The 24,268-nt window shown below is 48.3% G+C and carries 34 protein-coding genes and 1 other RNA gene; 15 read left to right on the top strand and 20 right to left on the bottom strand.

What is annotated here, in order from left to right:
• Positions 1–21: 21 nt before the first annotated feature.
• The 4 genes from H3L92_RS07175 to H3L92_RS07160 form a co-directional block, all read right to left on the bottom strand.
• Positions 22–1,017, bottom strand: a complete 996-nt coding sequence (locus H3L92_RS07175) for a cytochrome d ubiquinol oxidase subunit II (RefSeq protein ID WP_085366023.1) — start codon at positions 1,015–1,017, stop codon at positions 22–24.
• Positions 1,017–2,366: a cytochrome ubiquinol oxidase subunit I gene (locus H3L92_RS07170; protein ID WP_085366022.1), complete on the bottom strand. Its 1,350-nt coding sequence runs from the start codon at positions 2,364–2,366 to the stop codon at positions 1,017–1,019. Before H3L92_RS07170 ends, H3L92_RS07175 begins: the two co-directional genes overlap by 1 nt.
• 391 nt (positions 2,367–2,757) lie before the next feature.
• On the bottom strand, positions 2,758–3,249 hold the full coding sequence (locus H3L92_RS07165) for a DUF456 domain-containing protein (protein WP_085366021.1): 492 nt from the start codon (positions 3,247–3,249) through the stop codon (positions 2,758–2,760).
• A 178-nt stretch (positions 3,250–3,427) separates the two neighbouring features.
• On the bottom strand, positions 3,428–3,928 hold the full coding sequence (locus tag H3L92_RS07160; protein WP_085366020.1) for a DUF1841 family protein: 501 nt from the start codon (positions 3,926–3,928) through the stop codon (positions 3,428–3,430).
• A 270-nt stretch (positions 3,929–4,198) separates the two neighbouring features.
• Between H3L92_RS07160 and ssrA the strand changes: the two genes are divergently transcribed.
• Positions 4,199–4,562, top strand: a transfer-messenger RNA (tmRNA) gene (ssrA, locus tag H3L92_RS07155).
• 16 nt (positions 4,563–4,578) lie between these two features.
• Here the strand turns inward: ssrA and H3L92_RS07150 are convergent.
• The 15 genes from H3L92_RS07150 to H3L92_RS07085 form a co-directional block, all read right to left on the bottom strand.
• Positions 4,579–5,718, bottom strand: a complete 1,140-nt coding sequence (locus H3L92_RS07150; protein ID WP_085366019.1) for a tyrosine-type recombinase/integrase — start codon at positions 5,716–5,718, stop codon at positions 4,579–4,581.
• Complete coding sequence (gene xisR / locus H3L92_RS07145; protein WP_085366018.1) at positions 5,697–5,876, bottom strand: excisionase family protein; 180 nt, start codon at positions 5,874–5,876, stop codon at positions 5,697–5,699. Before xisR ends, H3L92_RS07150 begins: the two co-directional genes overlap by 22 nt.
• Positions 5,877–6,215: 339 nt before the next feature.
• Positions 6,216–6,350: a hypothetical protein gene (locus H3L92_RS13285; protein ID WP_259345772.1), complete on the bottom strand. Its 135-nt coding sequence runs from the start codon at positions 6,348–6,350 to the stop codon at positions 6,216–6,218.
• 83 nt (positions 6,351–6,433) lie between these two features.
• Positions 6,434–6,766, bottom strand: coding sequence for a hypothetical protein (locus tag H3L92_RS07140; RefSeq protein WP_085366016.1), 333 nt, complete (start codon positions 6,764–6,766; stop codon positions 6,434–6,436).
• 152 nt (positions 6,767–6,918) lie between these two features.
• Complete coding sequence (locus H3L92_RS07135) at positions 6,919–7,134, bottom strand: DUF551 domain-containing protein (protein WP_085366015.1); 216 nt, start codon at positions 7,132–7,134, stop codon at positions 6,919–6,921.
• Between the two features lie 175 nt (positions 7,135–7,309).
• Positions 7,310–7,816 (bottom strand): siphovirus Gp157 family protein, encoded by a 507-nt coding sequence (locus H3L92_RS07130; protein WP_085366014.1) that lies wholly within the window; start codon positions 7,814–7,816, stop codon positions 7,310–7,312.
• A 218-nt stretch (positions 7,817–8,034) separates the two neighbouring features.
• A complete protein-coding gene (locus H3L92_RS07125; RefSeq protein WP_085366013.1) occupies positions 8,035–8,649 on the bottom strand; it encodes a hypothetical protein in 615 nt (204 codons plus the stop codon).
• Entirely contained in the window at positions 8,646–9,341 is a 696-nt protein-coding gene (locus tag H3L92_RS07120) for an AAA family ATPase (protein ID WP_085366012.1), read from the bottom strand. The genes H3L92_RS07125 and H3L92_RS07120 overlap by 4 nt, the downstream gene beginning before the upstream one ends.
• A gap of 98 nt (positions 9,342–9,439) precedes the next feature.
• Positions 9,440–9,694, bottom strand: coding sequence for a hypothetical protein (locus H3L92_RS07115; protein ID WP_085366011.1), 255 nt, complete (start codon positions 9,692–9,694; stop codon positions 9,440–9,442).
• Between the two features lie 11 nt (positions 9,695–9,705).
• Positions 9,706–9,987 (bottom strand): hypothetical protein, encoded by a 282-nt coding sequence (locus tag H3L92_RS07110; RefSeq protein WP_085366010.1) that lies wholly within the window; start codon positions 9,985–9,987, stop codon positions 9,706–9,708.
• On the bottom strand, positions 9,980–10,648 hold the full coding sequence (locus H3L92_RS13280; protein ID WP_245945402.1) for a hypothetical protein: 669 nt from the start codon (positions 10,646–10,648) through the stop codon (positions 9,980–9,982). Before H3L92_RS13280 ends, H3L92_RS07110 begins: the two co-directional genes overlap by 8 nt.
• A 37-nt stretch (positions 10,649–10,685) precedes the next feature.
• Positions 10,686–11,030 (bottom strand): hypothetical protein, encoded by a 345-nt coding sequence (locus tag H3L92_RS07100; protein ID WP_143824343.1) that lies wholly within the window; start codon positions 11,028–11,030, stop codon positions 10,686–10,688.
• Positions 11,031–11,114: 84 nt separating this feature from the next.
• A complete protein-coding gene (locus H3L92_RS07095) occupies positions 11,115–11,333 on the bottom strand; it encodes a hypothetical protein (RefSeq protein ID WP_085366008.1) in 219 nt (72 codons plus the stop codon).
• Positions 11,334–11,888: 555 nt separating this feature from the next.
• Complete coding sequence (locus H3L92_RS07090) at positions 11,889–12,254, bottom strand: hypothetical protein (RefSeq protein WP_085366007.1); 366 nt, start codon at positions 12,252–12,254, stop codon at positions 11,889–11,891.
• A gap of 1 nt (position 12,255) precedes the next feature.
• Positions 12,256–13,116: a LexA family transcriptional regulator gene (locus tag H3L92_RS07085; protein WP_245945481.1), complete on the bottom strand. Its 861-nt coding sequence runs from the start codon at positions 13,114–13,116 to the stop codon at positions 12,256–12,258.
• 156 nt (positions 13,117–13,272) lie between these two features.
• On the opposite strand from H3L92_RS07085, the gene H3L92_RS07080 reads away from it, so the two are divergent.
• From H3L92_RS07080 to H3L92_RS07045, 9 genes are all read left to right on the top strand, one after another.
• The gene (locus tag H3L92_RS07080) at positions 13,273–13,500 is read left to right on the top strand and encodes a transcriptional regulator (protein ID WP_085366005.1); all 228 of its coding nucleotides are present in this window, start codon (positions 13,273–13,275) and stop codon (positions 13,498–13,500) included.
• A 74-nt stretch (positions 13,501–13,574) separates the two neighbouring features.
• Positions 13,575–13,778: a helix-turn-helix domain-containing protein gene (locus H3L92_RS13600; protein WP_085366004.1), complete on the top strand. Its 204-nt coding sequence runs from the start codon at positions 13,575–13,577 to the stop codon at positions 13,776–13,778.
• 5 nt (positions 13,779–13,783) lie between these two features.
• Positions 13,784–14,749 carry a helix-turn-helix domain-containing protein gene (locus tag H3L92_RS07070; RefSeq protein ID WP_085366003.1) on the top strand — a complete coding sequence of 322 codons (966 nt, stop codon included), beginning with the start codon at positions 13,784–13,786 and terminating at the stop codon, positions 14,747–14,749.
• The gene (locus H3L92_RS07065; RefSeq protein ID WP_085366002.1) at positions 14,742–15,398 is read left to right on the top strand and encodes a hypothetical protein; all 657 of its coding nucleotides are present in this window, start codon (positions 14,742–14,744) and stop codon (positions 15,396–15,398) included. The genes H3L92_RS07070 and H3L92_RS07065 overlap by 8 nt, the downstream gene beginning before the upstream one ends.
• On the top strand, positions 15,395–15,613 hold the full coding sequence (locus H3L92_RS07060; protein WP_085366001.1) for a hypothetical protein: 219 nt from the start codon (positions 15,395–15,397) through the stop codon (positions 15,611–15,613). Before H3L92_RS07065 ends, H3L92_RS07060 begins: the two co-directional genes overlap by 4 nt.
• On the top strand, positions 15,610–15,738 hold the full coding sequence (locus H3L92_RS13275; protein WP_259345771.1) for a hypothetical protein: 129 nt from the start codon (positions 15,610–15,612) through the stop codon (positions 15,736–15,738). The genes H3L92_RS07060 and H3L92_RS13275 overlap by 4 nt, the downstream gene beginning before the upstream one ends.
• A 235-nt stretch (positions 15,739–15,973) precedes the next feature.
• Positions 15,974–16,123, top strand: coding sequence for a hypothetical protein (locus H3L92_RS07055; RefSeq protein WP_158088152.1), 150 nt, complete (start codon positions 15,974–15,976; stop codon positions 16,121–16,123).
• Positions 16,113–16,457 carry a DUF1064 domain-containing protein gene (locus H3L92_RS07050; protein ID WP_211276417.1) on the top strand — a complete coding sequence of 115 codons (345 nt, stop codon included), beginning with the start codon at positions 16,113–16,115 and terminating at the stop codon, positions 16,455–16,457. The genes H3L92_RS07055 and H3L92_RS07050 overlap by 11 nt, the downstream gene beginning before the upstream one ends.
• 332 nt (positions 16,458–16,789) lie before the next feature.
• Positions 16,790–17,188, top strand: a complete 399-nt coding sequence (locus tag H3L92_RS07045; RefSeq protein ID WP_085366034.1) for a recombination protein NinB — start codon at positions 16,790–16,792, stop codon at positions 17,186–17,188.
• Positions 17,189–17,235: 47 nt separating this feature from the next.
• Here H3L92_RS07045 and H3L92_RS07040 read toward each other — a convergent pair.
• A protein-coding gene (locus H3L92_RS07040) for an IS3 family transposase (protein WP_115336334.1) occupies positions 17,236–18,593 on the bottom strand; the annotation gives its coding sequence in 2 pieces (ribosomal slippage) (positions 17,236–18,137 and positions 18,137–18,593; 1,359 coding nt in all).
• A gap of 349 nt (positions 18,594–18,942) precedes the next feature.
• Between H3L92_RS07040 and H3L92_RS07035 the strand changes: the two genes are divergently transcribed.
• The 5 genes from H3L92_RS07035 (at position 18,943) to H3L92_RS07015 (ending at position 24,212) form a co-directional block, all read left to right on the top strand.
• A complete protein-coding gene (locus H3L92_RS07035) occupies positions 18,943–19,110 on the top strand; it encodes a hypothetical protein (protein WP_158088151.1) in 168 nt (55 codons plus the stop codon).
• Positions 19,111–19,371: 261 nt separating this feature from the next.
• A complete protein-coding gene (locus H3L92_RS07030) occupies positions 19,372–19,788 on the top strand; it encodes a terminase small subunit (RefSeq protein WP_158088150.1) in 417 nt (138 codons plus the stop codon).
• A 57-nt stretch (positions 19,789–19,845) separates the two neighbouring features.
• Positions 19,846–21,285 (top strand): terminase large subunit domain-containing protein, encoded by a 1,440-nt coding sequence (locus H3L92_RS07025; protein ID WP_211276416.1) that lies wholly within the window; start codon positions 19,846–19,848, stop codon positions 21,283–21,285.
• Positions 21,286–21,337: 52 nt separating this feature from the next.
• A complete protein-coding gene (locus H3L92_RS07020) occupies positions 21,338–23,233 on the top strand; it encodes a hypothetical protein (protein WP_085365997.1) in 1,896 nt (631 codons plus the stop codon).
• A gap of 1 nt (position 23,234) precedes the next feature.
• Positions 23,235–24,212: a hypothetical protein gene (locus H3L92_RS07015; RefSeq protein ID WP_085365996.1), complete on the top strand. Its 978-nt coding sequence runs from the start codon at positions 23,235–23,237 to the stop codon at positions 24,210–24,212.
• The last annotated feature ends 56 nt before the right edge of the window (positions 24,213–24,268 follow it).

Raw genomic sequence — 24,268 nt, 5'->3', positions numbered from 1 at the left:
ATGGTTGGTTTGCCTGCTGCATCAGCCGTAAGTCAGCGTGGTGGCTTTGCCCCTGAACGCCCAGTAAGAAAAGATGCTGTAGGCGATGATGCACGGCACGGTGATGCCGACGCCGATCAGGGTAACCACCAGAGTGGGCACGCTGGCGGCGGCCTCCCAAACAGTGAGTTGGCCGATAACGGCATAGGGGAATACGCTGATGCCCAAGCCGAGGGCACACAGTATCAAAGTGGCGGTTGAAAGGGCAAACGGCTGCCACACACCCTGCCGCAACACGCTTTCACGGCCGAGCAGCAGCTTGGCGCGTATCAGGCAGAATGCACTCAGCAGCGGAATCGGCGCCAGCCAAAACAGGTTGGGCAGGGTGAACCAGCGCTGGAAAATGCTGCCGCTCACAAACGGCGTGGCCAGCGAAATCAGCAGCAGGCAGCCCACCACCGGCCACCAGGCCTGGTTGGCCCATTTGCGCGCTTTTTGCTGCAACTCACCTTCGGTTTTGGCAATCAGCCAGCAGGCGGCAAGCAGCACATAAACCGCCGGCACGGTGGCCATGATGCCGAGCGAAAACAGATAATCCAAAGGATGCGTGCCGAAGGCGGTAACGTAACGGCCGAGCATCCAGCCTTGCGTGAGCGCCATGCCGGCCGAGCCGAGCATAAAGGCGATGTTCCACAAATCTTTATGGTTGTCGTCGGCCTTCACGCGGAAGTCGAATGCCGCGCCGCGCACAATCACGGAAAACAGCATAAAGGTAACGGGCAGGTAGAGGTGGCCCAAAATGATGTTGTGCGCTTTGGGGAACACGATAAACAGCACGCCCACGCCCAGCACCAGCCAGGTTTCGTTGGCATCCCAAAACGGGCCGATCGAGCCGACCATCACGTTTTGCTCGTCGGCCTTGGCGCGCGGCATCAGCATACCCACACCTAGGTCGAAACCGTCGAGCACCACATACACGGTCATCACGAAACCGAGTAAGCCCAAAAATACGAGGGGCAGCCAGTAATTCCAGTCCATTATCGTTCCTCCGCTTTCAGACGGCCTGTTTCGTGCGCATCATGCTCGGGGTGTTCGGCCATATATTTCAAAACCATGATATAAGAGAGCAGCATGGCGCTGTATAACACCAGATACATCACCAACGTGAGGCCGATGTTTTCAGACGGCACCATTTTTGTTACCGCATCTTCGGTGCGCAACACGCCGTACACCAAAAACGGTTGGCGGCCGATTTCGGTAACATACCAGCCCGAAAGCGTAGCCACCCAGCCCGAAAACGTCATGCCGGCAAAGGTATAGAGCAGCCATTTGGGCAGTTGCTGCGGCTGCCAGCGGGTTTTGCGGAAACGGTACCAGCCGTACCAGCTCACCAAGAGCATCAGCACGCCCACGCCCACCATCACGCGGAAGGCGAAAAACACCGGCGCAACGGGCGGTTTGTCGGCAAATTCGCTCAAGCCTTTGATTTCGCCGTCCATGCTGTGGGTGAGAATCAGCGAGCCGAGATAAGGCACTTTCACCGCATAATCGGTTTGTTGGGTTTGTTCGTTGGGCCAGCCGATTAAGGTGAGCGGCGCCGGTTTTTCAGTGTGCCACACCGCTTCGATGGCGGCCAGTTTGGCCGGCTGGTATTGATGCGTGTTCAAACCGTGCGCGTCGCCTGCAAACACTTGCAGAACAATGGCCACGGCGGCAACCGTGAGGCCGGTTTTCAACACTTTCGGCGTGGCGCTGTTGGCGGTTTTTTTCAATATCTGCCAAGCCGACAAACCGATAATCAAAAACGAAGCGGTCAGCGCCGAAGCCAGCAGCTTGTGGGTTAAACGGTAGGGGAACGAGGGGTTGAAAATCACTTCGAGCCAGTTTTTCACGTGCATCACGCCTTCGGCGTCTATCCAATGCCCCTGCGGCGTCTGCATCCACGAATCCAACGCCAAAATCCAAAACGCCGAAATCGATGTGCCGACGGCCACGATAACGGAAGCCGTCATATGCACTTTTTGGCTGACCCGTTCGCGCCCGAACAACATGATGCCGAGAAAGCCCGCTTCCAAAAAGAACGCGGTCAACACTTCATAGCCGAGCAGGGGGCCGGCGATGTTGCCCGCCTTTTCCATAAAGCCCGGCCAGTTGGTGCCGAACTGGAAACTCATGGTTACGCCCGACACCACGCCGATGGCAAAGGTAACGGCGAAAACCTTTGTCCAAAAACGGTAGGCGGCCAACCAGCCCGCATCGCCCGTTTTGCCGGCCTTGTAACGGAAATACACCACAAACCAAGCCAGTGCGATATTGATCACCGGAAAGAGAATGTGGAAACTGACATTCACCGCAAACTGTATGCGGCTGAGGATTAAAGCGTCCATAAAAAAATCTTTATGTATTAGTACAAAATCTATTTTGTACCGTGTATTAAATAGATGTAAGCAGACGTTGTCAAGGTTGCTGCGCCAGCAACCAAATACTTTTCAGACGGCCTCAAACCGGATAAGTTGCAGAAAACAGCCTGTGGTAAAGCGGGCTGAACCGGGAACAGGCCACGCGCAAGGGCGGATTGTACACCCGTCCGTTTAAAGTTAAATCAAAGCAAGTGTAAAGCCGTTTTTGTGCGCTATAGTTAACCCGCTTACCTAGTAAGCATTCAGTCATACCCGGCTTGACCCGAGTATCTCCTTTTCTTAAAAATTTCCGAAGCCCAAAAAAGATACTCGGGTCAAGCCCGAGTATGAAGTGTGTTTTTTTATATCTGTCCGGCAATTATTGGAAAAGGCTGATAATGCCCATCACCGCTAACGTGAACACGATGGTGAGCGCGCAGCCCACTTTGGCAATCACGCCCACGATAAAGCCGGCAAACGTGCCCAGGCTCACTTTTCCTGCCGACCACAAATCCTTGCGCGCCCAAAATTCGCCCGCGCCTGCGCCGATTAACGGGCCGAGCAGCAAACCGGGCAGCGAGAAAAACGCCCCGACGATACCACCGATTAACGCCCCCCAAATGGCGGTTTTACTGGCTCCGGTGAATTTTGCCCCCAACATGCCCGCCACATAGTCGGTAGCCATGCCCAAAGCGGCAACGATGCCGAGAAAAATCAGCGTGTTGGTGCCTATGATTTGATAACCGTCGGCATGGGCCAGCAGCCATGCGCCGGCGAACATCAGCCCGAGGCCGGGAATGGCGGGATAAATCGTGCCGAGCAGGCCGACGAGCAGGGCAATCAAACCGAGAATAATCAAGATAGCGGTCATGAAGTTCTTTCTTAAACAAATAGATAAGTGAAAATAAGCAGGCCGTCTGAAATACGGGCGGATTCGGTTTTCAGACGGCTTGGTTTCCGATGGCGGCACGGACAATATGGCTGCAATCATGCGGATAATCAAGCAGAAAACGGTAAATCTGCGGGGCCGTCTGAAAACCTTTCGGCGATTAACCGCGTTCGCTGATTTTGTCGGACAAACCCACTTCGTGCGGATTGATGCGCGCCCGGTCTTCCTGACCCAAACCCACCAGTTTGCGCAGGCGCGTCATATAGGCGTTAACGTCCAGCCCGCGCCCGAAGCGTTGCGCTTCCCAAATCGTTTCCGCCAGCGCGTCGGCCATTTCGTGTTCGGCCTGCACCCAGTCGCCGTGTTTGGCGCACAACTGTTCGTGTATCGCGCGGATGCCCGGGGGTTGGTCGATGGCGGCCTGCTCTTGCAGCGAAAGGTGCAGCGACATATGCAGAAACGGGTTGCTTTCGCCTTCTGCGGGCGTCCAGTTTTTATCGAGGTAGTCGTCGATGTTTTCCAGATAGCGGTGGTATTCGGGGTGTGCTTCGATAATCCGCAACGCTTTCTGCTGCAAGGCATCGAGCTGCAAGGGCAGCATGCGCTGCCGCCACACTTCGGCAAAAAAGCGGCGCACATCGTGTGTGTTGACGTCATACATAAATTTTTGCCCGTATTGTTTTTCAGACGGCCATTATAGTGGATTCAATTAATTTTCGGTACGAGGCAGCAAGCCGCAGACAGTGCGGATAGTACGGAACCGATTCTGTTGCCGCTTTAGCGGCTTACAAAATCGTTCTCTTTGAGCTAAGGCGCAGCAACGCTGTAACGGAGTAAGTGGATTCACTATATAACCGATAAGGCCGCCTGAAAAGAAAAAGCGACGCTGGCAATTTATGCCTTAACTGCGTATAATCCGCCTTTCCTATCTGGGGGCGATCTTGGTTTCGACGGGGGTTGCGAAGCAGATGCGGGCATACCGGGGTCTCAGATTCCCGTAAAACACTGAACCAAAATAGTCGCAAACGACGAAACTTACGCTTTAGCCGCTTAAGGCTAGCCGTTGCAGCAGTCGGCCGATGGGCTGTGTAGGGTAACACCTACGGCAACGTCATCTTACATTGGCTGGTTTTCTGTCGGGTTACTTGGCAGGAAATAAGATTTAAGGTAACTGGCCTCCAAACAGCCCGTCTGCCGGCGGAATGGGGGCAAGATTCCAAGTTGGCAAGACTAAGTATGTAGAACGCTTTGTAGAGGGCTTTCGGACGGGGGTTCAATTCCCCCCGCCTCCACCAGAATTTACTTTAAATATCATTTGGTTATTGATATTTTATCAATGCTTGGCACATTTTCGGCACAAAACAGGGTTTCTATTTTGGACTTTTCGCGCTGTTTGTCTGCCGAGTCTATCCATCTTGAATAATTCTCAAGCAGCATTTTCATACTGGTGTGGCCTAGTTGTCTGGCCACCCACATAGGGTTAGCTCCAGCCATCAGATTGAGCGTGGCAAATGTGTGCCGTGTGTTGTAGGGTTTGCGGTATCGAACGCCTGATAGCCTTACTGCCCGCTGCCAAGGCCGCCATGCCGTCTTGTCGTTTTCAAACTGTTTGCCCGTTTTGGGGTTGATGAAAATCAAACCGTTCTTCAATCCCGTTATCATGCGTTGGCGTTTTAATGCGCTTTCTGCCCGCGTATTTAGCTCTATATCGCGGTATGAATGCGTTTTAGTACCTTTGGTTGCCCCGCTTACAAAAGCCTTGTTCACGCGCAATACGGCGCGGTTAAAGTCAACGTCTGCCCATTCCAAGGCGATTAGTTCGCTGGTTCTCAATCCCGTGAAAAATGCAAGCTCGAAGTAGTTGTGAAAAACAGGCTCGCCTTTCAGGTGTGAAAGTATCTGCTCTGCTTCGGCTATGGTGAACGGGTCAGGCGGTTCTTTCTGTACTCTGGCCGCTTGCAGGCGTTCGGCGGGGTTGGTTTCTATCAGGCCGTCTATAAATGCCAGTTCAAACGGTTGGCGGATTACGGTTAGTATGTTATTATGTGTTTTCGCCCCGCATTTCATTTCTGAAAGCAGGGCGGCAAGGCGGCTGTATTTGATGGCGTTGATGGGGATATGGCCGATAGCGGGCAAGACGTGGTTATTCAGCATTTTGCGGTAGCCTGCTAATGTTGAATCGGCCAAATGGTTTGATGTTTGCAGCCAAAGGGCGGCCATTTGTTCAAACGTCGGCACGGTTTTAGCCTGCTCTGATTCGGGGAAGTATTCGGCGTAATCGAAAATGCCAATTTTGATTTTGCCAATTATTTCTGCCCGCATCTTGGCGGCGTATTTGAGGTTAGCGGGCGTTGGCGGGATTTTGAGCGTTTCCCACCTCCGCCTGCCTTGATACATGAACCATATCTGTATTGAACTTTCGCGCGGCCTTATGCCTGTTTGCGCTGCCATTTTTCCACCTCGGCAATGTTGATGATGATGTGGCGGTCGGGTGCGCGGTAGTAGTGAATACCTTCAGCCCATACGCCTTTATGTATCTTCTCACGGATTGCCTTTTCTGTGTAGCCGCTTAACTTGGCATACTCTTTCAACAGTAACTGATTAAGCATTTCGTTTTTCCTTTTCTGATGATTTCATTAATTCATCTATTTGTTCTCTAGATGTTATGCGTTTCATGCGTTTTAAATTGCTTAGAACAAATAACTTTCTATTCTTTATCAAGTAATCCAATCTGCCAGTATCCTTAAGATAAGGCTGTGCGGATACCATTAATCTTTTTTTAATCTGATTCAACTTAAGACTGTTTTCCTTATCTACCTTTTCTATGTATTGTTTCTTGTATTGGATAAACTCACATTCCGTGAATCCACCTAAAATCTGCATTGGTATTTATGGTCGGTTTTGTTTTCAATCATGGTTTAATTTACACTTTCAATAAATTTCATTTTTCATAAAAATAACCAATTCCATTTCACACGCCATAGCAACAATAGAATGCGTTCGTCGCGTTTGGCTTTCTTGGCGGCGCGTTGTGCGGCGATGATGGCTTTTGCACTGGTGTGTTTGGTTGTTGCTGTTTGCATGGATTGCTCCGTGTTTTTTTAAATTCCGCTATCGTTTACGGATAACGGCTTGCCAGTTGTTTTGTCGGCGGCGGTGTTGGTGTTTAGTCATCGGCTTGCTCTTCGGAGATGGCAAAATCTATTGCATCTCTTAAATATTCAAAACTGAATTTGCTGTCGGGATATTTAACTTCCCACTCGCCTAAATAATCGTCCCACTCAATCAACGGACATTGGTCGTTAATTTCACAAATTTCAACCCAATCAAGACGGATAGTGTCGGGGTGAGGAATTGGTCGCAATGTGTCATTTAAAAATTGGGCTTTTTTTCCACATTGGTCAGTTACAACAGCAATGCCGCCCTGTCTGTTATGGAGAAACATCTGCACACTCATATCAGGGCATTGAACTTTATCTCCGAATTTAAATTTACTCATTTCTTCATCTCCATCACTTTATTCACTATATGGCGTTGTACTTTGTTTTGCCGTAAAACTTTGGCTACGTTGTTGCGCCAGTTCTTTAATCTTTCAAGTTCCAATTATGTTGTTCGTGCGTATATCCGCCTAACTTTTTGATTATCCAATTTTCATTTTTGTTCCGTTTCTTTATTGAGAGGGTGTGCAGGGCAAGGCATCCAATGTGTAACACGATTATCAGGTTCTTCATCGTAAAACCAAAAAACACCATCCTCATCAGATGCCCATGTACTCCAGACATTGCCTCTCTGGTCTGCAACGATTACGGTTGTTTCAACAGGTGGTACATCATCTTTAATGTCAATCCAGTTTTGAAATTTGTTCATAATTAATACTTTCGCTTAATGTTCCCCGCCGTTTCGTGCGGGTGTTTCTGTAAAATGTAACCCAACAATAGCCGTCGCAGGCTGGGCGCGTTTTCCAGTTTCTGCATAGCGTGTTTCAAATCTGCCTCTGCTTTTTTGAACTGGTTCACGCGCTGTCTGAATAAGAGTAATGCAGTCATTTGATTTGCAGGTTTTGACGGGTTTCTAGTTTCGCCCCTGCCACTTCCCGGCCTGATTCGATGGCCTTTTTAATGGCCGTTTTATCGGGCGTGTAGCTGATTTTTTCGCGCATAAATTCGGCTGGGATTTGCGCCTCGTCAAAAACTGCTACGGCAGTTGATTTGCGGAAGCTGGCTTTAAACAGGCCGTCTGAAGATTCGATTTTCTGAATGCCTGTGCGCTGCATGGCTTCGCTGATGGCATGGCGGATTGAGTCGTGCAATGCCTTTTCTCTCTTCAGGTTTTCGGCGGCCTGTTTGATACGGCTTTCTGCTGATTCGGCCATGGCTTCGCGGTTCAGCAGCCATGCGATAACGGACTGACTGTCTACTTCAAACTGGCCTTGCACGGCGGCGATGGTGTCGGCAGCTTCCTTATCGTTTTCAAAATATCCGTTGGCGGCTGCTTCCAGCGCGTCGGTTACGTTGGCTGCGGATTGATACAGCATAAGTTTATGATTCATTTTCGATAATCACTTTTGGTTGGTTATTCCAATAATTACGGCAAAGGCCGCAATCGGCCTCTTGCTTGTCTCCGTCTGATAAAGCCCAATAACTTTGTCTGAACGGATTTGGCTTTGCGGTTGCCCGATAGCAGGTTTTTTTTATCAGGGCATTCTTGGTATTGGCACATCATGATGTCTGCCATCTTTCTACTCCAAAAAAAATCCCTATCGGCCTTTCAGAACGGAATATCGTCGTCGATATCATCAACAGGCGCGGCTTGTTGCGGTGTTTGGCGTTGCGGCGGTGGCGGTGTTTGGCCGTATGCCTGCTGTTTGGTTTCGCGCTCGTCTTTGTCGGAAAGGGTTGTTAAGATTTTCCCTACGCGTTCGGCGGATTCCTGCTCTACCTTTTCTTTCAACGTTTGGCGGGTTTGAGGGTGGAAAGGTACAATTATTTCAAATTTGTATGTATCGCTTCCGTCCTGTTTGGTGCGCAAAACTTTTTGCAGTACGAGGCCAATCTGTTTTTCTTTCAGCTCTTGGCAGATATAATCATTGCCCCGTTGTACGGCGGTAAGATTTTGCAATCCCAAAATGCCCATGATGGCGTTGATGTGGGCTTGGCCGTATTGGTTGGGGCTGCCGTCGATTTTGGTGTGGAAAATAGTAATGTAGTTTGCTTTAAGGCCTTCGTCGGTTTCAATTGAAAGTTCAAGGCCTTTTGCGCCGTTTTGTGTTTTTGCCCACTTTGCATAAGTGATGCGGCCTGTGTATGCGCCGCTTTGGCTGATGTAGCCGCCTTCGCCTGAAGTTACTGCCTGTTCTTGGTTATACTGAAAAACTACTGTCATGATTCGCCTCCTTGTCGGATTGAGTAAAATTCACAAATTGCCATGTCTACTTCGTTAAGGTCGTTTCCAATCTGAATGTCATCAAACATTCCCATCGGGCTTTTCACGGTGTCGTTGCCGCTGTTTTGGGTGCGGAATGAATAGTTCCCGTTGGCTGCTTCGGTGCGTAACACAATGCTGAACAAGCCTTCCAGTGTGATTTTTTCGTCAAGCAGCTTGCCGATGGTTTTTACTTTGGTTTTTCCAAAATCATCTGTTTGAGTATGCGCCAAAACATAAACGCGCTTTTCATCTGATGTTTTTGCTGCCGCATTGATTACGTCCCATGTGTTCTTGGCAATACGGTTAAACTTCATAAATTGCTCGTTTCCTTTGGCTTCGGTTGTCACGCCGCGCATAAATTCGTTTGCCATCAGGTATTGGAAGTCGTCGATTACGATGATTTCTTTCGTTGTTTTCTGCAAGATATGTACTATCTCGCCAGCGTTATCGGTGATGTAGATGTTGCCCGATTCGGCGGCTTTCTTTAATCCGCCGCCGTCATTTTCCGCCGCTACGCTCCAACCCTTCGGCTTAAACGGCAGGGGCTTTTTTACAATCTGTATCAGGGCTGTTTTTTCGGGCGGCAGATTGCGCAAAGACGATGTTTTGCCCGTTCCGCTCTCCCCCAAAATCATTGTCATAATTCCCATTTTCAAAATCCTTTTCGTGTAATTCCTGCATTACCTGCGCATAAAACATTTGTTCACACATTTTTAATACCCCAAAATCTAGGCCGTCTGAAACCCTATCAGGCGGCGGCTTGGGCGATAACGATTAGCAGCATGGAAAGAATCAGGGCGGTTGCTGCGCCTGCGTAGAACTGCGCCCGTTTCATGGTGCGGCGGGCGGTTGCGCTCAATTGAAGCGCGTCTTTGCAAAGCTCTATTGTGCCGTCTTTCAGTTGGCGGTGCTTCTCGTAGTTCGCAGCCCGCCATTCAAGGTCGGCAAGGTTCAGGTTTTCGCCGATTTCTTTCATGGTGATGGTTTTGGGTTGTTTTTTCATGATGCTATCCTTTATTTGTAGGCTTCCGCGTCGCCGCGTACCCATTCAAAATCTGTTTGTTCGTATTGCTTCAGGGCTGTTAATTGCGCTTCGATGGCCGCGTTTTCCGCGGCTCTCATGCGCTCTTTGGTGTTGTCTTTCGGCTGTGGACTGATTAAGGCGTAATAACTGGCTGCATCTTCTTTAATCTTGCTGCCTACCGATTCCGCGCTACACTTGCCAGCAATAACAGCTACACCAAAAACCATCACCGCCGCGTATAAAAATACAGACGTTTTCACTTTGCTAATCATTTTCCGATTCCTTTTCTGTAACTTCGTCCCAGCCGCCTGTAATGCCTTTCTCAATCACATCTTGCTGCAAGGCTTCTGCTGCGGCTCTTACCACTTTTGCATAACGGGTTTTGTTTTCGCGTTTGGCTTTTGAGCAAAATTCATCGAGCGAGCCTTTAAAACAGCCTGCTCGAATTAAAATTCCGTCGGTATGAACGATTACTTGGATTTTTCTGCCGGAACCGTCCACATTGCTCATGCACATCAACGCTAAAACTTTCACCCCTTCCATTTGTAAGCGTTTGCCGAATTTTAAGCAGTCGCCCAGCGTGTTGCTGTTGCCCAGCATGTTGTCGTCGCCCAGCGTGTTGTCGTCGCCCAGCGTGTTCCAGTTGCCCAGCGTGTTGCTGTTGCCCAGCGTGTTCCTGTTGCCCAGCGTGTTCCAGTTGCCCAGCGTGTTCCAGTTGCCCAGCGTGTTGCTGTTGCCCAGCGTGTTCCTGTTGCCCAGCGTGTTCCAGTTGCCCAGCGTGTTCCTGTTGCCCAGCGTGTTGTCGTCGCCCAGCGTGTTCCTGTTGCCCAGCGTGTTCCAGTTGCCCAGCGTGTTCCAGTTGCCCAGCGTGTTGTCGTCGCCCAGCGTGTTCCAGTTGCCCAGCGTGTTCCAGTTGCCAAAGTTTTTAACCATTTTTAAATCCTTTCATTATGGAAAAACAGCCTGAATTTCAGGCGTCCTGTTTGTTGTCGGTTTGGGTAAGAACAAATGTGTAATCTGTGAATGCTTCTGTTTCGCGCTGGCAGAATAAACACATGGCCTCGTAAAGCTCGTAGTCATGCTCGCCTGTATCCCAATTTCGCGTTCCAAAATCGCGCATACTTGCTTCTTCTATTAACCAGTCATGCCATGATTCGTTGTCGCCGTCGATGCCGTCATCTATGCAACTCTTGTAATACAGCGGCGCGATTTCGGCGGCGATTTTCAGACAGTCGTCAAGCCAGTATTCCATCATGCTGATTTCTTCACTTTCGCGTGCCATTGCGGCATCTTCTGCGGCGTACCATGCTTCCATTCCCCAGTCAGGGCTGCTGTATCCTATGTTGCACATTTCTTTTACCCGTATGAAAAAAGCCGACTTTTCAGCCGGCTTTGCTTGTTAAACTGATTCGGCAAACGCGCTATCTTGATAGCCAAGAGTTCTGCCGTAATGTCTTGCTGCGTCTGCTATTTTTTGCAGGTTGGCGGATTTAAGAATAATCGAGCCATCCATGTCTTTAAGGAAATATGTTCGCTGTGATTTCCCGATTTTTGCGATGGTGAAAGGCCGCCATTCGGTGAAATTGCTACGAACCTGAACCGTGAGAACTGTTTGCATGACCAATCCTTTTTTGTTGCGTTGAAATTAAGTAAGCCGTCTCGTCTGCATCTCGATGTTTCCCGCTGTACCGGCGGTTGGCATTTAGCACGTTTCCCGAAACGGCTTACTTAAGCCGCCTGTTCCCAAGCGGCGAATCCAATCTATCGCTGATACCTTTCCGCGCTACCGGTTGACAACTACGCCAAGAAAACTAAAGAACAATGCGCAATTAAATGCGCGGCTTACTGTGGTTGCAGGTATCGCAAACTTACAAACCCCTCGGCGTGTCAACCTAGACTGTATTTCCTGTGCCGGTCGCTAATCCCGAATGCTGTTTTAAAGACTTACATCGGGGGGCGTTTCGTTCTGTTTGCTGCTTCGTTGGGTTTATATTAGCGAAATGCGAAAATGAGATCAACAGGAAAACGCTAAATATTTAGCGAAATGTGATAAACAATTGAATTTAAAAGAAAGAAAGATTGTGGAAATTTTAGCGAAATGTGAATAGTCTTGAGAAATTTAGGAATAGAAAAGCCCGCGCATGGCGGGCTAGTTTTTTTATAATGCTGATTTTTAATTATATTTTTTAAGTTTGCGCTTTCTGTTGTGTTCTTTTAGACAGAACTTGCACCATTTTGTAAGGCCGTCTGCGTGCTTATGGCTTTTATAAAAGCTCGATAGCCGCCGTCTTCGCCCGCAGTTTGGGCAATATTTTAAATGCTTGTTTGGTTGATCGGTAAAAAGTTGCTGCTGGCTATCATTCTCCTGCCTTGCATGGTCTGCGCTTTGATTTGCGTTCGTTCCCGCATCTTGTTTTTTTATGACTGTAATTACAGACGGCGGGCGTTTGCGGATTTTGCGTAGTTCGTAGTATTGGATAAATAGCGTAAAAGCCAATACCAATAAGACAATTAAAAAAGCCCCCTCTATTATCTCCATTTTAGACGGCCTTTTGTAGCGTGTTTAAAATCTGCCAGCCGTCATCATGTCTTGACCGGACAATATCAGGTTCTATGATGCGTCGTTTTATTTCTATTACCACGCCACATATCACGGCATCATCAGGCATCGGTATATAACCAGCCGATCGGTTGGCTTGGTTAATCATATATCCGCCGGATATCCCAAATTGCAGGCGGGCAATAATGGGGCGTTGACGAGTGCTGTAATCAAGACACACCAACACTATATCGTTATCGCGCGGCTCCATCATCGGTTCAATAATCAGGATATCGCCTTTGAAAATGGTTTCATCGTCTGCCGCATTTTGAATTGTCATGCTGTCGTCGGCCATTTTAATGCCAAACGACTTGTCAGAATGTGAAACAAACGTTGCTATCTTATCGCCAGCCCGCTGCATTTCATCTTGCGGCAAATTTCCTAATGCGTATTGCAGGCCGTCTGAAATATCAAGTAGCGGCATGACCTTTAAAAACTGGTCTTGCTGAGCAGGTGTGGCCGGCTGGGATTCGCCGCCCTGGCTATACATGCTGTATTGGTTGTTTGACTGGTGGCCGTTTCCGTAGTTGTTCGATAGCTGCATGGTTCCGCTGTTGTCAACATTAATAGGCGTATCAAACCATGCGTTCGGCAGTTTTAATATTTTTTCTATTTTTCGAGCCGTGCTTGAGCTTAACGACCGCGGCTTGCCTGACTTTGAATCAAGAGAGCTATTAACCCATTGAGATACTTGCGAAGGGGACTTGCCTATAGCCTCTGCAAAATTCGATTGGCTTCCTAACTGCTTAATTATTAAGTCCAATCTTTCTGCACGTATTTCTTCTATCGTCTTCATGTTCACGGTTTCCAAATTTATAACTGATTGTATTTTAGCCAAAAGCAGTAATAGCGGTCAAACCTTTTCCAATCTTAGCAAATCGCTAAATTATTAAGCGATACGCTTGACTATAACTTAAGGGATTTGCTAAAATGAAATTAAATCCAAGTGGAGATAAAAATGAAATTTATTGATTACGCTAAAACCCAACAACGGGGCTGGCAAACCAAGATGGCAAATGACATAGGCGTTAAAAACGCAGACTTGTTTTATTGGGTTAAAGGCAAACGGCCTGTACCCATTCATCATTGCGTGAAAATCGAGCGAGCCACTAACGGCGAGGTAACGCGCAAGGATTTGCGCCCCGATGATTGGCATGAGATTTGGCCGGAATTGGCCGACAAATAAGAAAAGCCCGCGCTGGAACACGGGCTTTGCGATGACAAGCATTACTTTGTAATAACTCATGGAGTTTTTTAATTATGTCTGAAAACCTATCTCAATGCAACATGATTTTAAACCTGTTGCAAAGCGGCGGAAGCTTAACCAGCTACGAAGCATATACCAAGTTAAACATTACACAACTTGGCGCACGAATTAAAGAATTGGAATCGCGCGGATATGTGATTGGCAGGACTTGGGAAACAAGCAATAACAAACGTTATAAACGGTATTTTTTAGGGTAAGCGGAATGAGTGTTAAATTGATGTCAAAAGCATGGGAAATGGATATACCGACAGGACAAAAGATGGTTCTGTTGGCTTTGTGTGACCATGCAAACGATGATGGCGTCTGCTATCCGTCGCAAGATAAATTATCAGTAAAGTGTTCAATGGCTAAAAGAACGATTGTTTCACATATCCAATGGCTTGAGGAGCGCAGAATAATCACGCATAAGCGCCGGCAAAATACCCAACGTCGCCAGTCTAATTTGTATCAAATTACCCTTGAGAACTACTCTCAAGAATCAAAAAACAATCATTCTGCATGTGCAAATTCTGCATGTGCAAATTCTGCATGTGCAAATTCTGCATGTGCAAATTCTGCGCCCGAAAGTGCAAATTTTGCACCTTCCGAAAGTGCAAATTTTGCACCTTCGTATTATATAGAAGAACCATCAGTATTTAACCATCAAGAAGAACCATCAGTAGTTGCGCCTACCGCCGAAGCGGCAGACGCGCCGCCACCGTGCTTACCAAAATTGCTGAACCGTGATTGTCTGCAAGACGGTGATGTGCTGGTGTTGGAAGCCGAAGCCATGCCGTCTGAAAAACCTGCCAAACAGAAAACGGCCAATCCCGACAATACGAAAACATGGGAAGCATATCGCCAAGCCTACCTGCAACGTTACGGCGTTGAGCCTATCCGCAATGCACAGGCAAACGCCCTGATTGCTAACTTGGTTAAAGCGGTGGGCGGCGAAGAAGCACCGATGTTGGCTTGGTTTTACGTCAGCCACAACAAAGGCTGGTATGTGCAAAACCGCCATGCGTTAAAGCACTTGATTGCCGATGTGCAGGCTGTGCGCACCGACTGGCTGCGTAACGAGCAGATGACGACAATACGGGCAAAACAGGCTGAGCGCAAGTCAAGCACCGCCGAAGCTGCCGCCCGTCTGATTGCAAAATACGAAGCGGAGGGCGTGCAAAATGGGTAACAAAATCGAGATTGCAAAAGCATTAGCTGTTACGGCGGAATTGACCGCTACCGAATTAAGCGACATGGCAATGGAGGCGATTGTCGAAGACTTGGCGGTTTACGAAACTGCCGCCGTGTTGAAAGCCCTTAACCGCTGCCGCCGCGAACTTTCAGGCCGTCTGACTTTGGCGGCGGTTATTGAGCGAATCGATACGGGTTTGCCGTCTGCTGACGAGGCGTTTGGAATGCTGGTTGAGGGTTGGAAAAACGAAGCCTTGACCGTTGTCGTCCCTGAAATTGCGATGAAAGCGGCGGGCAATGGAGCGCATGAGTTGTTTTTGGCAAATGACAAAACGGGGGCGCGTATGGCTTTCCGCGATGCCTACCAGCGTTTTGCCGCTGATTTGCAGATTAACGGTGGCGCGGTTAAGTGGTTTGTGAGCAAGGGAAGCGACCGAAACCACCAAGTACAGGCGGTGATGGAGGCGGTGAGGTTAGGCCGTCTGAAGCAGGATGAGGCGGCAAAATACCTGCCATGCGAAGCGGCAGAAGAGCGGTTGCTGTTAACAGAAAACCGATTGCTTACGAACGAAGAAAAACAGACTGCATTGAAACACACGGGCAAGTTGCTGAAACTGCTTAAAAGCAAGATGGTGGTGCAGTCATGACGAAATGCTACCGATGCGCCAACGCTGATTTTAAAACGCCGGCAACAAATCAGATGGCGGGATTTGCAAACTGCCTGATTTTGAAACAGCCATACACCTACCTGCCTAGCTGTTGGGTGTGCGATACGGGTAAGTTCAAACAGGCGGGCGAAGCAACGATGGAGCGGCGGCGGCTGTTTTTCAGAAGCAATGGAAAGATGAAAGGGATTGAATGATGAATGTTGTTTTTACTTTGGTTTTAACGGCGGTTATTGCCGCCGCCATATTTGGGATTACTGCCTTGGTTGGCGCTTACTTTGACTATCGTGGCGATTTTAAGGATTACGAAAAATGGCAATGACGGGCAAATACGCAAACCAACGGCGCGGATATATCCGACGCGATGCAATCGAGAATCCTATGCTTATTGCGGGCTGTAAGCATGGCAGCAAAGGCAGAAACAACGAGCTGGCAAAGAAGCGCATAGCGCAATCGGTGAATCAGTATTACAAAAAGTACGAGGATTCATACGATGACAATTGATTTTGTTGATATTTTATTTGGCTATATAGTGTTGATAATGTTGTGGGAATCGAATGATGATTGACTGGAATGATGTTTTAGACGGTTCGGCTGCATTGGTTATGCTGCTGGTGTTTTGCTTCGCTTTAGCCTTTCTGCTGGCGGCGTTTGAAACGCTGGCCGATATGGAATACCGAAACGAAAGGGGAAGCCGTGAAGAATAAAATGTACGCACTAGGCCGTCTGAAAACTGGCGAAATGAACAAAACAGAAAAGGCTTACGCGGAATACTTGGAATCGCTGAAACAGGCGGGGGCTATCGCTTGGTATCGGTTCGAGGGCGTGAAGCTGCGGCTGGCGGATAACACTTTCTACACTCCCGACTTTGCTGTGATGAGTGCAGCGGGAACAATGGAAATGCACGAAGTGAAAGGGCATTGGATGGATGATGCAAAAGTAAAAATCAAGGTGGCCGCCGAAATGTACCCGTTCAGATTTATTGCCATTAAAGCCAAGGCAAAAAAAGACGGGGGCGGTTGGGATATGCAATTGTTTTAATGGGGTGAGAAAATGAGTGAAATTTTAGAGAAGACCTGTACATATTGCGGAGAAACGCTACCCGCAACTAGCGTGTATTTTTATAAATCAAAGCGCGGCAAGTATGGGCTGTCTGCTTACTGCAAATGCTGCGAGCTTGATATTAAACACAAAAGGATACCTAGAAAAAGCGATATACCGCTGTCTGTGTTTGATGGTTCTTGGATGCCGCCGATACTCGACAACGCATTGTGGCAGGCCGTTATAAACGGAACGCGCAATAATCGTAATGCAGCAACACCGAGCTGCGCAAACGGATTGCCGATACTTGATAATAAGATGTGGAGCAAGATATGCAGCAGATAACATACCGATGCCAAGTATCAAACGCCCGCCCGCTGCTCGAAACGATAGGCAGGAATATCAACGGCTGGCTGGCCGGCTGCCCTGACCTTGAAATTGTTATCAGGCCGTACAAAAGCAAACGCAGCATAGAGCAGAATAAGCGGCTTTGGAAAATATACAGCGAGATAGCCGATAACGTTTGGGTGAGCGGCAAGAAGTTTGACGCTGAAACGTGGCACGAATATTTCAAAGGCCGCTTTATCGGCTATGAAGAGCGGCTGCTGCCGAACGGACAAACGCTAAAGACGCCCCTATCCACCACTACACTAAACACGGCAGAAATGACGGAGTATCAGAACAAGATTCAGGCATGGGGAGCTGGCAGGGGGATTATTTGGGAGTTTTGAAAAAGGCCGTCTGAAATGAACTGACCCCAAAAAGTTGGACAGTTTAATCAAGCGGCTTCCAAGGACTGAATCCTGTACCGAACAGGACTCAGTCCTTTTAATTTCAACTTGATCCTGTCATGATTGTAATAACGGATATATTCGTGCAATGCCGCTTCCAATTCGGCAGCGGAATCATATTTGCGCGTATGGAAACATTCCGACTTCAACGTCCCGAAGAAACTCTCCATGGCCGCATTGTCCAAGCAGTTACCCTTACGCGACATACTCTGAACCAGACCGCTGTCCTTCAACTGCCTCTGATAGGCATGCATCTGATACTGCCAGCCTTGGTCCGAATGCAGTATTGGCTTTTCAGACGGCCTCAGTTTCTCCAGCGCACCTTTCAGCATTCTGCCGACCAAATCGAAAGTCGGGCGGGTTTGAATACGGTAACTGACGATTTCCCCGTTGAACAAATCCATAATCGGAGACAGGTACACTTTTTCCCCGCCGACATCAAACTCGGTAACGTCGGTTACCCATTTTTCGTTCGGCTGCCCTGCCTTGAAATGGCGTTGCAGGATATTCGGTGCGGTTTTTCCGACTTCCCCTCTGAACGAACGGTATTTACGCCGCCGTATCACCGCCTTCAGTCCCATCACCGTCATCAGACGGCTGATTTTCTTATGATTGACCTGTGTTCCTGTGTGGCGGATGGCTGCCGTGATCCTCCGGTAGCCGTATCTTCCTTTATGCTGCCGATAAATGTCATGGATATGCCGTTTCAAATCAGCATATTTGTCTTCTGCCGATTGGACGGTCAATTGGTAATAGAAGGTGCTGCGCGGCAGTCCGACAATCTCCAACAGCAGTTTCAACGGATGGCTTTGCCTTAATCCTGCGACGGTTTGCGTTCTTTCTGCCGCACTTCTTTCTCGCGGATTAAGGCATCGAGCTTTTTTAAGACGGCCATCTCTGCACGAAGATAAAGCAGTTCTTCCATCATTTCTTCTTTGGTTTTCAGATGGTCGGCTTTTTTGGCGGTTTCGGGTTGTTCGGGTTGTTTCACAGACTTCCTACCTTTCTGTTTGGGTCTCAATCCGTCTATACCGTGTTGGCGGTATCGGTGCAGCCATTGGGCGAGTATGGAGTCTGTCGGCAGATTCAAGCGTGCGCACGTTTCTTTTTGGGACAGACCCTCATGCATGACCATTCTAATGGCGTTCAACTTGAAATCCAAAGAATAGGCAGTGGTGCCGGTGCGCCGGTTGATGCCTTCTTCTCCGTGAAGGATATAACGGGATGCCCATTTGCGTACGGTGGCATGGTTTAAGGAAAAGACTTTGGCCGTCTGCTTTACACCGTGTCCCTGCAAATGGTATTTCACTACTTTCAATTTGAATTCATTTGGATACTTTGCCATAAAAAACTGCACCTCGTAAGTTGGGGATGGTGTCCAACTTTTGGGGTGCAGTTCAGAAAAGGCGGCTTTTTTGCGTTTTATGCCTTTGATTTTAATACTGATAATGTTTGATTTTTTTGTTTCCATTGATGCTGTCAAGACTGGATTTTGATTTAAAATACATATACTTAATTACTATTTTTTTGTATTTTGAATGAGTGATAAAGCATATCAGGCTTGGGTTAGGCGGCAGCCGTCTTGCATAAGCGGGCGGTATAGCGAATGGGTTAATGGTGATGGGTGGTGTGAATATGCCCATGTTCGGCGGGCGAAGAGCAGCGGAACGGGATACAAGCCCCTGTATAGCGGCGTGCCGTTAACCCGCGAAGAACACCGCCTGCAACACGAAATGGGAGAAACCTACCTATTGGCCGCCAACGGTATCATCACCGCCGATGCTAAGGGCTGGTTTGACGAGCAGGCCAAAAAGTATTTTGAGCGTTATCAGGATTTGGTATTGAGGGAAGGCGATGCTTAGAGATGATATTTTGAGATGCCTGCAAATGCACGGCAGGCAGTCGGCAAAAGAGATAGCGTTAAACATTAACCGCCCTGAAAAAAACGTTATGCGTGAGCTGTCATCATTATATGCGGGCGGCTATGTGTTGTATGAATCCATTAATGTTGTGCGGTATTTAAAGCTGCGCGGCTGGTCAATAAAGTCTGAAAAGACGCGGTTTTATTACTTGCCAATTAGACATGAACTTAAAGACGATATTTTGCGCATGAGGTGGACGACGTGAGCAGGGTGGTTAATGAATATGGCCTGACCGATAACCAAGAGGCATTTGCACAAGCATTCATCACATCAAAAAATGCGAGTGAGGCGTACAGGCAGGCATACAGCACAAAAAACATGAAGCCTGAATCTGTAAACAGGATGGCAAAAAAATTAATTGACAATGTCAAGGTGCTATCAAGAATCAATAAGCTACGCGAAGAACACAGAGAAAGGCATAACATGACGGTGGACGACATCATAAGAGAGCTGGAAGAGGCGCGGCAGATTGCCAAGGAAGACGGAAAGGCTGCGCCGATGGTATCTGCTTCAATGGGTAAGGCTAAGGTATTAGGGCTGATTATCGACAAACAAGAGATTAAGACGCTTGAGCCGCCCAAGATTGTGGTGGAGCTTACAAGCGGACAATCTGAATAATTAGAATAATATTCTTTTTTGAATATATTTTTTAAAACATAATGGCATTATGCCTATATGGATAATTGGCACAAAATGGCTGAAATGCGTTTAAAGCTGCATGAGCGGCAAAGTTTGGCCTACCTAAGCAAGGCAAACGAGATGCTTTACGGCGGGGCAGCGGGCGGCGGTAAGTCTCACCTGATGCGCGTCGTGGCAATAATGCTGTGCATGGAAATTGTGGGCTTACAGGTGTATATCTTTCGCCGTGTTTCAGATGACCTGAGAAAAAACCATTTAGAGGGCGTGAGCGGTTTGCGTTCCATGCTTTCATCATTGACCGATAGCGGCCATGTCAAGTTTAACGATTCAAAGGGCATATTTGAATTTTGGAACGGCGCAAAGATATATTTGAGTCATTGCCAGCACGAAAAGGATATGTACAAGTATCAGGGCGCGGAAATTCATGTGTTACTGATTGACGAGCTTACCCTGTTCACCGAAAACATTTTCAGGTTTTTGCGCGGTCGTGTGCGTTTAGGTGGGCTTAAAGTGCCTGACAAGTATAAGCACAAATTGCCTTTGATTTTGTGCAGCAGCAATCCGGGCAATATCGGCCATCAATGGGTTAAGTCTATGTTTGTAGACTCTGCAAAACCTATGGAGATATGGCGCACACCAAAATCAGAGGGCGGTATGCTGCGGCAGTATATCCCCGCCAAGCTGCAAGACAACCCAACGTTATTACAAAATGACCCCGACTACATACATAGGTTGGACGGCCTAGGCAATCCCGCCCTTGTAGCCGCCATGAAAAACGGCGATTGGGATATTATCGACGGTGCGTACTTTAGCGAGTTTGAGCGGGCAAGACACGTTATCAGGCCGTTTGCCATACCGCACTACTGGCCGCGAATTATGGCGCATGACTGGGGCTTTGCAAAGCCGTTTTGTGTCTTGTGGGGAGCAGTTTCAGACGGTACGTTCAGGAACCCAGATACTGGCAAATACATTCCGAAAAATGCCATTGTTATTTATCGTGAGTGGTATGGCAGTAATGGTGAACCTAACGTTGGGCTGCGGCTTAATGCGCTTGAGATTGCCAAAGGCATTAAGAGCAAATCACTTGATGAGCGGTTTGCGCAAATGGTGGCAGACCCTGCCATCTTCAGCCAAAACGGCGGCGAGAGCATAGCCGAAACCATGAGCAATAACGGCGTGCAGTTTTGGGCAGCGGATAACAAACGTGTAGCGGGCTGGCAACAGATACATCTCCGCCTGACTGGTACAGATGAGAGCGAGGGCGAGCCGCTGTTATACATCTTTGACACCTGCCTACACCTGATACGAACGCTACCCGCATTGCAACATGACGGTCATAATGCCGAAGACATAGATTCAAGTATGGAAGACCACGCAGCCGATACGCTGCGTTATTTGTGTATGACCCGCGTTCTGGCAGCGAGCAAGCCGAAACGGAAAGAATCGATGCCCGCATGGTTGCGGATTGAATCGTGAAACCGATTAAAAAAATCACACAATTATAAGCATTTAAACGTATGGTGCAGACATGGATAATATTTTAAAAGACGACCAGAAAGACGGAAAAAGCGGCGGCGATAATGCCACGCTGAAAAAATGGAATAAGGAAGTTGAACGTGCGCTGAAAGACGCCGATAAGCAACACAGGGTGTTTAAAAAGTGCCGTGACTCTGTTGATTTAAGCTGCAAGACGGAAAAGCGAAAAGTGAATCCTTATTTGATTTTCTCGACGCTATCAAGCCTTGTACCTGCTTTGTATGCCAAAAACCCTGAAATTGAGATACGGCCTAGTGCGGTTGCAGCTTCTGCTGCTAGTAATGGCAATATCTGGGTTGAGTTTGCCAAGACAGCCGAACAGCTTGTACAGCGTGAACTGGTTGTAGAAACAGACCTTAAGCGCAAGATGAAGTCTTGCCTGTTATCAACACTTACAACAGGGGTGGGTTGGTTAAAGGTTAGCCTGCAAGATGATTATGGCAGCGACCCTATCCAGCATGACCGTATGCCCGACGCACAAGACAATGTGGCAGAAATCAAGGCATTGTCTGAAAAGCTGGAAGATGCGGGAACTGAACACGACTTAATCAAAGAAGAATTGGAAGTACAAATGCAGAATGTTGAAGCAAGCCTTATGGGCATGGGCGAGCTTTTCATTCAAAAGGGTTTTGTTATCGACCGCTTGGCAAGCGAAGATGTTTTTGTGCTTGATGACAGCATCAAGGAAATATCGGAATACGCCAACGCCAACGCCATTGCGCAGCGTGTATGGATTAGTGGCGACGACTATATGAAGATGTTCGGCAAGAGCGAAATACCGCCTTCTGCCAAGCGTTTCAGCCGAAACAAAACCGAAAACAGTTACAAATCAGACGAGCAGACAGAAGACGTTATGCTTGAGGTTTGGGAAGTGTGGGATAAAAAATCAGGCCACGTTTATACCTTTGCCCGTGGCGCAAAAGAGTTTGCCCGCGAACCTTACCGACCGCAGCTTACCGGTGAGCGTTTCTATCCTTTTTTCTGCCTTGCATTTAACCATGTTGACGGGCGGTTTTGGCCGTTGAGCGATGTGGAAACACTCATTGACTACCAAGATGAGTATGCGCATATGCGGAGCCAAATACGAGATGTGCGCCAATATAACAAGCCTACATATGCAGTACCCAAAGGTGGAGACCTTAACGCTACCGATGCAAACCGCATGATTCAGACGTTGAGAGATGATGAGCATGGCACATGGCTGGCGGTTAATGTAAACCCCAATCAGCCTATTTCAAGTAATTTCCAACAATTGCCCATTCCGCAAGTCAATCAAAGCCTGTTTGACCCGTCTATGGTATTCCGTGATGTTGAGATGACCACACGGTCAGGCGATGCGGCGCGTGGCTACATCAACAAAGCAAAGACTGCAACGGAAGCCGAAATTATGTCTATGGGTATGCAGTCGGGGATTTCGGAACGCCAAGATGTGATGGAAGACGTGATGCGCGATATGAGCCGATACGCGCTTGAAATCCTTGTGCGCAGCTATACGCCTGAAGAAGTAGCCCGCATTCTTGGTGCGGATTCATTTTGGCAGAACCTTGATATTGATACCGCATACCGTTACTTATCGGTGGATATTAAGGCTGGCAGCATGAGCAAGCCTAATAAATTCCAAGAGCGCGAGCAATGGACGCAATTCCTGCCCGTGTTCCAGCAGAACATTATGCAGATGGCGCAGCTTATCCAATCAGGGCAAAACTCGCTGGCTATGGCGTTGCGTAAGATGCTGGAAGAGACACTTAACCGATTTGACGAAAGAATTAACCTTGATGAATTTATTCCAGACTTTCAAGCTGATATGATTACGCAACAGCAAATGCAGATGCAAATGCAGCAGGTCGCAAACCCGTTAGAACAAGTTGAGCAACAAGGAGCCATGTAGCATGACGACAGAAGACGTTTTAAGCCACGACAACAACACCGAAGACACAGGCGAAGATGCAGGCAATCAGCCTGATGAATCGCTGGAATCCGTAATTGATTCCGCGCTTGGCGGCGATGAAAGTACGGAAGATGCAGCAGATTTAGACGGCCTGCCCGCCAAAGAATCAAAGCCCGAACAGAAAGAAGAAAGCAAGCAGCCCGAACAGCCGCAGGTTGACGAAGACTTAACGCCACCTGATGGCTTAGGACAAAAGGCAAACGAACGTTTTCAGGCGCTTGCAAACGAAGTGCGGGAACGCCGCGCCAAGGATGCGGAGGTGCAGCAGATTGCCGCGTCTTATCAAGAGTTCCAGCGTCTTGCCCAAGAAAGCTGTAATGATGCTGGTGAAGTTTCGCAGTTGTTTGATTATGCAAAAGCCGTTAAGAACGGTGATTATGACCGTGTTGAACAATACTTGCGCCAACAGGTAGCACAGTTCGAGGCATTGAGCGGGCGCAGCTTGGGCGGCTTGCTGATGGAAAACTACGGCGACTTAAAACAGCGCGTTACCGATATGGAGCTTGACGAGGAAACAGCCCGTGAAGTTGCGGCGGCGCGATGGCAGCAACAGCAGCTTGAGCAGGCGCAACGACAACAGCAGCAGGCATACATTCAGCAACAGCAACAAATGATGAATGAACAGGCTATTCGCAATCAGGCAATTCAAGGCGTTGAACAGTTCAGTATGCGCATGGCTAAAACTGATTTGATGTGGCCTGAAATTGAGCCGAAATTAACAGACTATGCCAGAAAGAATCTTACCAACATTCACCCGTCTATGTGGGTTGGCGCATTGCAAAGCTATTACCAAGGTCTGAAAGCATCAATGCAGCCCGTTCAACAGCGCGTTAACCCGTTACGAAGCGGACGACAATCAGGCGGCGCGCATGAGCCGCGAACGCTTGAAGATGCAATCAGCGCAGCCTTAGAGGGCTAACAAACCAAACCGCCTACATAGCGGTTTTTTAATGCCTATCGGAAACCGATTAAGGA

The organism is Neisseria dentiae, from assembly GCF_014055005.1.
In the GTDB taxonomy this organism is placed as follows: domain Bacteria; phylum Pseudomonadota; class Gammaproteobacteria; order Burkholderiales; family Neisseriaceae; genus Neisseria; species Neisseria dentiae.
The sequence above is the reverse complement of the archived record's forward strand: the minus strand, read 5'-3'. Positions and strand labels throughout refer to the sequence as shown.